General features: G+C 70.3%; 10 protein-coding genes. 6 read left to right on the top strand and 4 right to left on the bottom strand.

The window, feature by feature from the left end; genetic code table 11:
- On the top strand, window positions 1-380 hold a 380-nt coding region (locus ADE01S_RS30685), incomplete at its 5' end, for a pyrroline-5-carboxylate reductase family protein (protein ID WP_303621342.1).
- Between the two features lie 25 nt (window positions 381-405).
- On the opposite strand, the gene ADE01S_RS30680 is transcribed toward ADE01S_RS30685, so the two are convergent.
- On the bottom strand, window positions 406-1,863 hold the full coding sequence (locus ADE01S_RS30680) for an MFS transporter (protein WP_062685541.1): 1,458 nt from the start codon (window positions 1,861-1,863) through the stop codon (window positions 406-408).
- 96 nt (window positions 1,864-1,959) lie between these two features.
- Between ADE01S_RS30680 and ADE01S_RS30675 the strand changes: the two genes are divergently transcribed.
- From ADE01S_RS30675 to ADE01S_RS30660, 4 genes are all read left to right on the top strand, one after another.
- Window positions 1,960-2,847, top strand: a complete 888-nt coding sequence (locus ADE01S_RS30675; RefSeq protein WP_062685539.1) for a helix-turn-helix transcriptional regulator — start codon at window positions 1,960-1,962, stop codon at window positions 2,845-2,847.
- 86 nt (window positions 2,848-2,933) lie between these two features.
- The gene (locus ADE01S_RS30670; RefSeq protein WP_062685538.1) at window positions 2,934-3,827 is read left to right on the top strand and encodes a DMT family transporter; all 894 of its coding nucleotides are present in this window, start codon (window positions 2,934-2,936) and stop codon (window positions 3,825-3,827) included.
- Between the two features lie 67 nt (window positions 3,828-3,894).
- A complete protein-coding gene (locus tag ADE01S_RS30665; RefSeq protein ID WP_082775928.1) occupies window positions 3,895-4,620 on the top strand; it encodes a PadR family transcriptional regulator in 726 nt (241 codons plus the stop codon).
- 25 nt (window positions 4,621-4,645) lie between these two features.
- On the top strand, window positions 4,646-5,461 hold the full coding sequence (locus ADE01S_RS30660) for a siderophore-interacting protein (protein WP_062685537.1): 816 nt from the start codon (window positions 4,646-4,648) through the stop codon (window positions 5,459-5,461).
- 13 nt (window positions 5,462-5,474) lie between these two features.
- Here the strand turns inward: ADE01S_RS30660 and ADE01S_RS30655 are convergent, their stop codons facing one another.
- Window positions 5,475-6,353 (bottom strand): LysR family transcriptional regulator, encoded by an 879-nt coding sequence (locus tag ADE01S_RS30655; protein ID WP_062685536.1) that lies wholly within the window; start codon window positions 6,351-6,353, stop codon window positions 5,475-5,477.
- A 103-nt stretch (window positions 6,354-6,456) separates the two neighbouring features.
- On the opposite strand from ADE01S_RS30655, the gene ADE01S_RS30650 reads away from it, so the two are divergent.
- Window positions 6,457-7,317 (top strand): isocitrate lyase/PEP mutase family protein, encoded by an 861-nt coding sequence (locus ADE01S_RS30650; protein ID WP_062685535.1) that lies wholly within the window; start codon window positions 6,457-6,459, stop codon window positions 7,315-7,317.
- 22 nt (window positions 7,318-7,339) lie between these two features.
- On the opposite strand, the gene ADE01S_RS30645 is transcribed toward ADE01S_RS30650, so the two are convergent.
- Window positions 7,340-10,219 (bottom strand): WG repeat-containing protein, encoded by a 2,880-nt coding sequence (locus tag ADE01S_RS30645; RefSeq protein WP_062685534.1) that lies wholly within the window; start codon window positions 10,217-10,219, stop codon window positions 7,340-7,342.
- On the bottom strand, window positions 10,216-12,091 hold a 1,876-nt coding region (locus ADE01S_RS30640; RefSeq protein WP_167543434.1), incomplete at its 5' end, for a WG repeat-containing protein. The genes ADE01S_RS30640 and ADE01S_RS30645, both read right to left, overlap by 4 nt.

The raw sequence follows: 12,091 nt of genomic DNA, 5'->3' as shown, positions 1-12,091 counted from the left end.
CCCGGGTGGACGCCCTGTTCGCGGCGGTGGGCGAGCGCATCTGGACCGACAGCGAAGCCATGATCGACGCCGTCACCGCCGTGACCGGCAGCGGGCCGGGCTATGTGTTCCATTTCATGGCGGCGCTGGAAAAGGGCGCGGAGGAACTGGGCTTCTCGCCCGCCGACGCGCGCCGCCTCGCGGTGTCCGCCTTCCGCGGCGCGGCCGCGCTCGCGGCCAGCGAAACGGCGCCGCTGACCGAATTGCAGGACCGCGTCACCTCCAAGGGCGGCACCACCTACGCGGCGCTGTCGCACATGCGGGCGGCGGGCGTGGCGCCGGCCATCGTCCAGGCCGTGCGCGAGGCCGAGCGGCGCGCCCGCGAACTCTCGGCGGGATAGCGTCCGAGCGGGGCGCGGACGGCCGCTAGGCGCGGCGGTCACGCCGGCCCAGCCACCACAGCAGGGCGGCGGCCGCGAGGATCGCCGCCACGTTGAACTGCAAGGCATTGGCGAATGCCCGCGCATGGCATTCGGCCCGTCCCGCGCCGCCGCAGGCCTGCAATGTGCCGCTGAACAGCATGCCCACGGCGGAGACGCCCAGCGCCGCGCCGATCTGCTGCAGGGTCGATACGATGCCCGCCGCCATGCCGACGCGGCGGTCGTCGACGAACCCCAGCGCCAGATTCACCAGCGGCGTGTTGACCGCGCCCTGCGCCGCGCCCAGCCACACCAGGACCGGCAGCAGCGACCACGGATCCAGGCCGGCGCCGGCGGCCTTGACCCGCAGCATGAGCGCCGCCGTTGCCGCGCCGTACAGCAGCGCGGCCAGCGTGATGGCCGGCGTGCCGAACCTGGCCGCCAGGCGCGGCGCCGCCATCGATCCGGCCACGAAGCCGACGCTGGCCGGCGCGAAGATCAGGCCCGCCGTCAGGGCGTCCAGCCCGAAGCCCGTCTGCACCAGCAGCGCGTAGCAGAGGAACAAGGCGCTCGCGGTGGAGAACACCAGCATGACCAGCACGCAGCCCGCCGCGAACCGCGGCTGCGCCAGCAGGGCCAGGTCGACCAGCGGCGCGCCGCCCCGCGAGCCGATGCGACGCTGCATGCGCGCGAACCCCGCCAGCACCGCGGCGGACGCGAGGCCGCAAGCGACTGTCCAGGCCGGCCAGTGCCGTTGCGGGCCTTCGATCAGGGCCAGCAGCAGCAAGGCCAGGCCGACGCCCACCAGCGCCGCGCCGGGCCAGTCCATGTCCGCGCCGGAAGGCTCGCGCGATTCGGGAATGTGGCGCGCCAGCCGCCAGGCCAGCAGGCCCAGGGGCACGTTGATCAGGAAGATGCCGCGCCAGGCGAGGCCGAACAGGTCGGCATGCACGATCCAGCCGCCCAGCACCTGGCCGGCGATGGCGGCCAGCCCCAGCGTCATGCCCAGCAGGCCGAAGGCGCGCCGCCGCGCCTGTCCGTCGTAGCTGACGCGGATCAGCGCGTACACCTGCGGGAACAGCATGGCGGCGGCCATGCCCTGCAGGATGCGCGCCGCGATCAGCGTGTCGGCGGTGGGCGCCAGGCCGCACAGCGCCGAGGCCAGCGCGAAGCCCGCCATGCCCAGCATGAACACGCGCCGCCGGCCGTGGCGGTCACCCAGCCGGCTGCCCGCGATCAGCAGCACGCCGTAGGCCAGTTCGTAGGCGGCGATGATGAAGCTGATCTGCGCGAAACTGGCCGACAGGGTGGACTGCATGCTGGGGATGGCGACGTTGACCACGAACAGGTCGAAGATCGTGATGAAGCCACCCGACAGCAGGACGGCCAGGCCCCGGCGGTCCATGGCGGCGGGAGCGCGCGCGGAAACGCCGGCAGGGGAAAGCGTGGTGGTGGAGCAGGTCATGGAAAGCGCCATCGAAGGAAGATGGGCGCTATTCTGGCGAGGCTTTCAGCCTTATACAATTTAGCTGTTTATGCTATTACTAGGTGCAATACGCCCATGACTCGACCCGCGGCATCCCGGCGCCTGGACCGCACCCGCGCCGACCTCTCCGAATTCCTGCGGCTGCGCCGCGAACGGCTCAGCCCCGTCGAACTCGGCCTGCCCGCCGGCCGCCGCCGCCGCACGCCAGGCCTGCGGCGCGAGGAAGTGGCCGCGCTGGCCGGCGTGGGGCTGGCCTGGTACACGTGGTTCGAGCAGGGACGCAACATCAGCGTGTCGGCCGGCTTCCTGGAAAACCTCGCGCGCGTGCTGAAGCTGGACGCCGCCGAGCGCCGCCACCTCTACCTGCTGGCGCACCAGCGCCCGCCGTCCGAACCGGGCCGCACCTGGTGCACGGTGCCGGCGCAGGTGCGCCGCCTGATGGACGACTTGCCTGCGCGTCCCGCGTATATCCTGAACCTGCGCTGGGACGTGGTGGCGTGGAATGCGGCCGCCGACCGGGTGTTCGATTTTTCCGCGCAACCGCCGGGCCGGCGCAACCTGCTGTGGATGCTGTTCGCGGACCCGGCGTTGCGGCAGTTGTTCGTGGACTGGTCCGCGCAGGCGCCCGCCATGCTCTCCACCTTCCGGCGCGATTTCGCCAGCGCCGCCGGCGAGCCAGACATCACGGAGCTGGTGGACGAACTGGAACGCGTGTCGCCGGAATTCAAGAGCTGGTGGCGCGAACACGATGTGCATGGCGCATGCATCGGCCTGCGCCGCCTGCGCATCGCCTCCCTGGGCGAACTGGATTTCGAGCATGCGACGCTCACCGTCGATGAGAGCCGGCATCTGCGTCTGGTGGTCTACGCGCCCGCGCCGGCCGAGCCCGGCGCGGCGGAGTTCGCGCGCTGGCTGTCGGCCGCCGCGTCCGGGCCGAGCGGGGCGCGTGGTCCCAGAGAATAGGGCGGGCGTGGGTCTAGGGCGCGGCCAGGCGCGGCTCCTATAGTCGGTCTTCCTTTACGACCGCCTCGCGGATTCCGTCGCCCATCATGTCCGATGCCGTGCTAACGCGCCGCAATGCCCTGTTGCTTCTGGGCGTGGTGGTGTTGGCCTGGGGGTTCACCTGGGTCGTCAACAAACTGCTGCTGCAATACATGACGCCCATCTGGGCGGCCGCGGCGCGCAGCATCGCCGGAACCTTCGCGCTGCTCGCGCTGGGACTCGCCCTGCGGCGGGTGGCCTGGCCCGTGAAGGCCGACCTTCCCGTGATCCTCAGCGTCGGCCTGCTGCACATGGGCGCGTTCGCGGCCCTGGTGAGCCTGGGGCTGCAGCACGTGCCGGCGGGCCGCTCGGTAGTGCTGGCCTACACCACGCCGCTCTGGGTGATCCCGGCCGCCTGGCTGTTTTTGGGCGAGCCCATCGGGCGCGGCAGGCAGGCCGGGCTGGCGCTAGGCATGCTGGGCTTGATCGTGATCTTCAACCCCTTCGCCTTCGACTGGCGCAACCGCGAGGCGCTCGTCGGCAACGGCCTGATCCTGGCGGGCGCTTTGTGCTGGGCGGCCAACATCGTCTACGTGCGCGCCCACCGCTGGGTCACGCCGCCGTTCGAACTCGCTTTCTGGCAGGCCCTGCTCGCGTCGGGGGTGCTGTCGGCGGTGGCGTTCGCGGCCGAGGGCCCCCCGGCGGTGGCCTGGAATGCGGACCTGGCCTGGCTGCTGGGCTACGGCGGCATTTTCGGGATCGCGGTGGCGTACTGGGCGGCCGTGAACGTCAATCGCGCCTTGCCCGCGGGGGTGACTTCCATCGGGTTGCTGGGCGTGCCGGTGTTCGGCCTGCTGTGCGCGGCCGTGATTCTGCACGAGCCGGTCAGCGCCTCGCTGCTGGCGGGAATGGCCTTGATCGTGGGCGGCATCGCGGCGGGGGTGGCCGACCGGCGCGCTTGACGGTGACGCGGCTTCGGTTATATCGTAAGATATATATCTTAAGATACGTATCGAGGAGGTTTTCCCCATGCGCCATCCCCAATTCCTGACCGCCTTCCCCCGCGGCGCGCGCCGCGCGCGCAACAAGGCGCACGGCCCCGCCCAACCCCACGATCACGACGGCCGGCACGCCCTGCACCAGCGCCACGCCAGCGCGGCGGGCGATTGGCTGTCGAACTCGCCCGACGGCCGCGGCGATCCCGACGGCTTCGGCGGGGATGGGCGCGGCTGGGCGCGAAGCCGCAAGGTTTCGGCCGAAGACCTGCAGCTCATGCTGCTGGGCCTGCTCGAACAGAATCCCAGCCATGGGTACGAACTCATCAAGGCGCTGGGCGCGCTCAGCAACGGCTACTACACGCCGAGCCCCGGCATGGTGTATCCCGCGCTGACCTATCTGGAAGAGCTGGGCTACGCCACGGTCGAACAGGCCGGCACGAAAAAGCGCTATCACCTGGCCGAGCCGGGCCGCGCGCGCCTGGACGCCAGCCGCGAGCGCCTGACCCTGATGTTCAACAAGTTCAAGCACGTCGCCCGCAAGATGGACTGGATGCGCCAGGCCTGGAGCGGCGAGCCGCGCGCCACCGGTCCCGAAGGCGAAGACACGGTGACCGGATGGCTGCCGGAATTCGTCGAGGCGCGGCAGGCGCTCAAGCGCGCGTTGCTGGAACGCACCGACGCCACGCCCAAGGAGCAACGGCGCATCGCGGCCATCCTGGCGCGCGCCACCGAGGAAATCACGGGCCCCTGTTCCTGATTTCCGATCCTATTTTGGAGTATCCATGACCCGTACCGACCTGAACGTCGAGCGCGTCCGCCACGAATTGAAAATGCGCGCGCTGACCGTGGCCGGGGTCGAGCGCATCGCCGGCCTCCTGGCCCGCGTCACCTTCACCGGTGAAGACCTGCACGATTTCGTGTCCGCTTCGTTCGACGACCACGTAAAACTGTTCTTTCCCGAGGATCCCTCGCAGCCGCCGGCCCTTCCGGCCGTCGGCCCCGACGGCGTCAAGTTTCCCGAGGGCAGGCCCAAGCCCGCCGCGCGCGACTACACGCCGCGCCGCTACGACACCGCGCGCAAGGAACTCGTCATCGATTTCGTGCTGCACGGCGACGGCCCGGCCTCGACCTGGGCGGAGCAGGCCGCGCCCGGGCAACAGCTGGGCATCGGCGGCCCGCGGGGTTCGTTCGTCGTGCCCACTGGTTTCGATTGGCATGTGCTGATCGGCGACGAAACCGCCTTGCCGGCCATCGCCCGCCGCCTGGAAGAGTTGCCCTCCGCCGCGCAGGCGCTGGTGCTGATCGAAGTGCCCGAGGCCGCCAACGAGATCCCGCTCCCCACCTCCGCCCAGGCGTCCGTCCGCTGGCTGCATCGCAACGGCACGGCGCCGGGCCACAGCGTGCTGTTGCTGGACGCGGCGCGCGACTTGCAGTTGCCGGCGGGCGAAGGCTATGTCTGGATCGCGGCGGAGTCCGCGGCGGCCAAGGCGCTGCGGGAAATCATGGTGGGGCGGCACGCCATCGACAAGAGCCGCATCCGCGCCGCCAGCTACTGGAAGCGCGGCGCGGCCGCCGTGCACGAGTCGCACGAAGGCTGAGCGCCGGCCGGCCTCAAGCGCCGGCCAGCGCCAGCAGGTTTTTCACACGGGCGCCCGCGCCTTGCTCGCGCACCGCCAGCCCCAGCACCGCGCGCGGCCAATCCAGCGCGAAAGGGCGGTACACCACGCCGTCCGGGCGCAGGTGGCGCAGGGAGGCGGGCACGATCGCCACGCCCATGCCCGCGGCCACCAGGTTCACGGCGGACGACAGCTGCGGCGCCCGCTGTCCGATCAGCGGGTTGATACCGTGTTGCCGGCAGGCCGCCATGATGTCGGCGCTGAGGCCGTAGCCGGACTTGCGCGAATACAGGATGAAGCGTTCCTGCACCAGGTCGGCGGGCGCCAGCCGCTTGCGCCGCGCCAGCGCGTGGCCCAGCGGCAGCGCCACCACCAGCGGTTCCTCGGCCAGCTGCGTGAACGCCAGCCCGCCGTCCAGGGCGAAGGGCGGCCGCACGAAGGCCGCGTCGATCGCGCCGCTGCGCAGCTGGGCCACCAGCGTTTCGCTGTCGCCTTGCGATAGCGTCATCTCCACTTCCGGATACCGCTGCCGGTACTGGCGTATCAGTTCGGTCACCACCCCGTTGAACGACGCGGATTCCGTGAATCCCAGCGTCAGCTCGCCGACTTCGCCGCGCGCGGCTCGGCGCGCGGTCAGGACGGCGGCCTCCGCGCGCCACAGGATGTCCTGCGCGCAGGCGAGAAAGGCGCGGCCGGCATCGTTCAACGCGACGCCGCGGCCGGTGCGGTCGAACAGCGGCGTGCCGACCTCCTGCTCCAGCTGGCGGATCTGCTGGGACAGCGGCGGTTGCGCCATGCCCAGCTGTTCCGCCGCGCGCGTGAAGTGCTGGGCCTCGGCGGTGGCGACGAAGTAACGGAGATGGCGCAGTTCCATATTGGTATCTAAAGAATATGAATAATCAATTTTCCATATATTGGACATTCTAGTCTGCCGGGCCGATCATGGATGCGTCTCCCGACTTCTGCAAGGAATCTCCATGGCCGCCACTCCCAAACCCAGCACCCTGTTGCGCCAGCGCCTGGCCGAAGACATCGTCGTGGCGCCCGGCGCCTACGACGGCATGTCGGCCCGGCTGGTGGCCGCGGCCGGCTTCCCGGCCGTCTACGCCAGCGGGGGGGCGATCGCGCGCGCCGCCGGCTATCCCGACATCGGCCTGCTGAGCTTCAGCGAAGTGATGGATCGCGTCGAGAAGATCGTCGACGCCGGCGGCCTGCCGGTAGTGGCGGACGCCGACACGGGCTTCGGCGGATCGGCCAATGTGGAACGCACCGTGCGCCTCATGGAGCGCGCCGGCGTGGCCGCCTTCCACATCGAAGACCAGTCCTTTCCGAAGCGCTGCGGCCACCTGGACGACAAGAGCCTGATCGACGTCGAGGAGATGTGCCGCAAGGTGCACATCGCGCGCCAGACCCTGAGCGATGCCGACGCGCTGGTGATCGCGCGCACCGACGCGATCGCCGTCGAAGGCTTCGACGCCGCCCTGGCGCGCGCGGAGCGCTACGTGAAGGCGGGCGCGGACATGCTGTTCGTGGAAGCGCCCGAGAGCGTCGAGCAGATCCGGGCCATTGCCGAGCGGCTGCCCGGCCCGAAGCTCATCAATATGTTCTACGGCGGCAAGACGCCGCTGGTGCCGCTGCCCGATCTGGCGGCCATGGGTTACCGGTTGGTCATCATTCCGTCGGACCTGCAACGCGCCGCCATCCATGCCATGCAGGCCACGCTGGCCGCCATCCGGCAGACCGGCGACAGCAGCGCGCTGGCCGGGCAGCTGACCAGCTTCAAGGAACGCGAGGAAATCGTGCAGACCCGCCGCTACCTGGCGCTGGACGCGCAATAGGCGTCCGGCGCCAGGCGGGCCGCTACCGTGGGCAGCGCCGCGGCAGGGTGAGCGGCCACAGCCGCTGGTTGTGCGAGCCGTAGAGCGCGCGCACGCCGCACTCCATTGCCACGCGCGCCACTTGCCTGCCGGTGGAGTCGATGATCATCGACATGTCCATCGTGGACACGACGGCGCGCTGCCCCTGGAAGGGCGAGACCGTCTCGTACGCGGGCAGGATGGCCAACTGGCCTTCGGCGTTCGCGTAGCCGTAGGCGCTGTCGGCATACGCGGGCGCCAGGCCTTCGCGCAACAGGCCCAGCGCGTCGAACGCGGGGCCGGTCAGCGCGCCCTTGCCGTCGACCGCCCGCATCGCGCTGCTGGACAGGCGCGATACGGCATGGCCTTCCGAGTAGCCGGATGCATAGCCGTCGACGGTGAGGTGGGACTTGCCGTCGAGGCCGGCGTAGTCCGTCTTTTGCCTGCCGTCGGCGACGTAGCGCCACAGCAGCGAGGCGGAACCCTGCGGCCAGCTCCAATCGCCGCCGCGCAGCGCGGTGACGGTCTTGCCTTGCGCGTCGATCACGCGGGCGCCGTCGTCGTCGGTCAGCAGGGCGCGGGCGGGCGCGCCGCGGAACGTGCCCCCGACGACCGCGTCGGGCGCGATCTGCCAGCGGCCCTGCGCATCCAGATAGCCGCTGCGCTGGGCGTGGCGGATCGCCATCCAGTCGCCCAGGCGGCTGTAGCTGGCGTCTTCCATGTCGAGCGCGTCGGCGCCATCGGGCGAGATGATCCAGCGCCGCTTGCCGTCGCCGGCCTGCACGGTGCCGTCATCGTCCGCGCCGACCTGCAGGCCGGACAGGAACGCCGTCAGCGCCTGGCCGCGGGCATTGAACAGGGCCGCGGGGCGCCGGTAGTCGTCCGCCTGCGCGCCGGCCTGCCGCAGCTTCCACAGCTGCGCGTTGACGCGTTCGGCGTCGTGGTGGCTGGCCGGGATGACCCATTGGCCTTGCAGGTCGATGACGCCCACGCGGTCCGGTCCCAGCGACGCGACGGCCTGCCCGTCCTGGAATTCGCCGATGCTGGCGTATCGAGGGGGCGAAACGACCTTGCCGGCCACGAAATCGTACAGGCCCCAGGGCGCGTCCTCGGCCGCCGTTTCCACGTAGCGCACTACGCCGGGCGCGACCACCTCCGTCTCGAAATAATCCGGCAGCGCGTAGGTCTTGCCGTCGCGATCGACCATGCGGGTCACGCCGCCGCCATAGGCCAGCGCGTAGCCGTGGTGGAACGCGCCGATATGCTGCTGCGCGGGCAGGTCCATGGGCTTGCCGGCCGCGTCCAGCAGCCGCATGCCTTCGGCCGTTTCGGCGGCGTAGCGCAGCTGCTCCGCCTTCAGCCCGGGCGGCGCCGCGCGCGTGTAGTCGTCGTAGTCGCTGGCGCCGTCCAGCGGAATCACCGCGTTCCAGGAAGGATCGGCCGCGATGCCGCCATCGGCCAGGATCAGGCCTGCGCCGGTTTCGCTGTTGCAGTGGCAATAGCCTTTCCCCAAGAGGCCCAGCGGGCCTCCGGGCACGTCCAGGGGCAACTGCTTGAGCGCCATCTCCTGCGCGGCCTCGACGGCCTCGGGCTTGAGCAGCACGCGGCCTTCGCCGTCCAGCACGTTGAGCAGGCGGTTTTCAGTGAACAGCCACAGCTTGCCCTGGCGCACTTCCATCCGGCCGACATCCGCCAGCCACTCGGGCGCGGTGCCGCCGTGCAACCAGGCGCCGGTCGGGGTCAGCAGGCCGACGGGGACGCGCTCCGCGTTCGTGAACAGCACATAGCCCTGGTCGTCGTCCGCGGCGGACAGGCCTGCGCCCAACACCAGGGGTTCGGCGTGCCCCGGCGCCAGCGCCATGAGCTGCTCGCCCGAGGGATAGAGCAGGGTGTCGCCGTAGCGCCGGGAGCCGTAGGCTTCGTCCGATTTCAACTTGGCCACGGGCGCGCCGGCCGCATCGAGGATGGCGTAGTTGCCGCGGGTCAGCTCCGCGCTCCAGAACGCCTTGCCCAGGGGCGTCAGGCCCTGGTAGTTCTGGTCTTCGCCGATCGGCTTGCCTTGCGCGTCCAGCAGCACCGCGCCGCGCGGGCCGAAGGCGGCGGCCAGCGAGCCCTCGTCGCCGAGAACGGAAATGTCCTGGTAGACGGGTTCCAGGACCCAGTTCCATTGCTGGTCGAGCAGGCCGTAGCTGCCCTGCGCGTCGGTGGCGATGTACAGGCCGTTGCCATAGGAGCGGGTCAGCTGGATGCCGGTATCGCCGTAGCGGCGCTCGCCGTTGCTGGACCGGTACTCCAGCTTGTATTCCACCGTGGCCAGCGCAGGCACGCCGTCCTGCAGGGACAGCGCGGCGATGCCGGCGTCCAGCGGCTCGCCTACGGGCTCGCCCCGGCGGTCGATGAGTTGCTGCCGGCCATCCTGCGTGGCCACGGCCAGGCCGATCTCCGCGTAGTCCTGCACCGCGTCGAACTGCGGCCGCACGGCCATCCTGCCGCGTGTGTCGATGAAGCCCCACTTGCCTTGCCATTTGACGGCGGCCAGGCCGTGACGGAAGTCGCGCACCGCTTCGAAGATCGGCGGTATCGCCAGCCTGCCGTTCTGATCCAGGAAGCCCCAGGCGTGGTGGCGCAGCGTGCCGTCGCCCGGCGCGCGGCCGGCGCCTTCCACGGCGGACGGCAGCAACACCGCCGCGCGCTGGTCGGACAGCGCGCGGATGCAGCCGTTGGCGTAAGGGCTGCCGGCGCCCGAGTCGAGCGCCGCATAGTTGTCGTAAGCCACGTTTTCCACGCAGGCATAGTTTCCGTACTGCGCCTGGGCGGACAGGGAAACGCCCAGCGCGGCCAAGGCGCCGGCGAGGCGGGTGATGCGTAGTGCGCGTGACGTCATGATTGTTTCGCTTTGGCGTTGTCGGGGGCGAGCTCGAACTTGTCGGCCGCGGGGCAGCGCATCTTCTCCAGCGGCCAGACGATGCGGCCGACGTTGTCCAGGATCGTCACCGTGTCGCACACCGTGACGAACGTCGCCAGCGGTTCTCCCTTGGTATCGATGTATTGCGTGTAGCCATCCTGGCGCACCAGCGCGCGTTCTTCCTGGAAGTCGCTCACCCAGCTGAAGAGGGGAGGGATCGCGTAGCGTCCGGTCAGGTCGATGTAGCCGTAGAGCTTGCCGGTGCGCTGCTGGCGCTGCGCCGCCGCGAGGCCGTTCTTCAGCGGGCCCAGCGAATCGAAGTGCGGCCCCACCACGCGCTTGCCGTTGGCGTCGACGAAGCCGTACCTGCCGTTGCCGCCGTCGCCGCGGTAGGGCACCACGCCTTCGCTGGCGCTGCGGTATTGCACGCTATACGTGCCCGGGATGCGGGTGATCTCCTTGCCTTGCAGATCCGTCATGACGCTGCCCGAATTCCGGTCGTCCTGGAAGACGATGCGCTTCATGCCGGCCAGCGGCGTGCCGTCGCCCAGTTTCGTGGGGAGGGCTTTGCCGTTCTGGTCGATCACGCGGTATTCGGATCCGTCGTAGGCGCGGGCCAGGCCTTCGGGCTGCACGAAGAAGGGATTGAATTCGCCGTAGAGGGCGGGGACCTTCAATTCGCCCCGGGCGTTGATGGCGCCTTCGCGTTCCTCGTTCTCGATGTAGATCCAGTCCTGGTACTGCACCTTGTTCCGGGGTGGTGTATCGGAGAGGCGCAAGGCGCCGCCGCGCGCGTCGAACAGTATCGTGCCCGCGTCCGCGAGTTCGCCGATGTAGCGCCCGTCCTTCAGCTTTTCAGGCTTCCCGGCAAGGCGCTCGCTGGTCTTGCCGGTGCGCAGGTTGACCAGGCGATAGGCGCGGTCGGAATAGCCGCGGCCGGCCTGGGCGTCCGCGTCCGGGACCAGCAGGAGGCCGTCGCCCAGGTACTCCATCTCGTAGGCGCTTTCGTAGGTGGCGGGCAGCACCCACTGGCCCTTGCGGTTCACCACGCCCCAACGGCCGCGGTCCAGGACCTTGGCCCAGTCGTCTTCGAATTCCTCGATGCGTTCGTACACCGGCTTGAGCACCGGCGCGCCGTCGCGCACGTTCCAGACGCCCCAGAGGCGCTCGCGGTTCTCGTCGGGCGCGCGGTAGTGGATCAGCTCGCCGTCGAACTCCCTGGTGTCCTCCAGCACTTCGGCGGGAACGGCGACGGGCTTGCCGCGCGCATCGATCAGCACGATCTCGCGCCGCCCCGAACCCGGCAGGCTGGCCCAGGAGTAGGCGCCGCGGAACGGGCGGATTTCGGTGTAGCGGGGCGGAATGGCCCAGTTGCCTTCGGCATCGATCGCGCCGGTTTTGCGGTCGCGGGTCCGGACGGGCAAAGGCAGGGAGACGTCATAGGACGAGATACTTTCCCAGTCCGCATTCGTGACGATCTTGCCGCTGGCCGTCAGGATGCCCATGGGCTGCGAGTAATCGTTCGGGCGCAGCAGCGCCAGGGGCAGCTTGGCCTGGGCCCCGCCGCGCTGGGCGCGCCTGCCCGCGTCGAAGGCGCTGACGTGATAGGCCCGCAGTTGCGCCACGGTCGCGGCATCCAGCAGGGGCTTGCCCCCGCGGGTGTAGATCTGCACCAGGCCGCCTTCGCTGATTTCGACGCCGCTCGCCGCGACCGAGGCGGCCGCCACGGCCCGCATGGACGCCATGCGAGGAGGCGAGGGAGGCGCCGGCGCGGCGACGTCGGCCACGGCGTCGGCGGCGTCGGCGGCATCGGCCGCCGCAGCATCGGCTGCCGCAACGTCGGCTGCCGCG

This window comes from Achromobacter denitrificans NBRC 15125, assembly GCF_001571365.1.
Classification (GTDB): domain Bacteria; phylum Pseudomonadota; class Gammaproteobacteria; order Burkholderiales; family Burkholderiaceae_B; genus Achromobacter; species Achromobacter denitrificans.
This window is presented reverse-complemented; position numbering and strand designations above follow the sequence as displayed.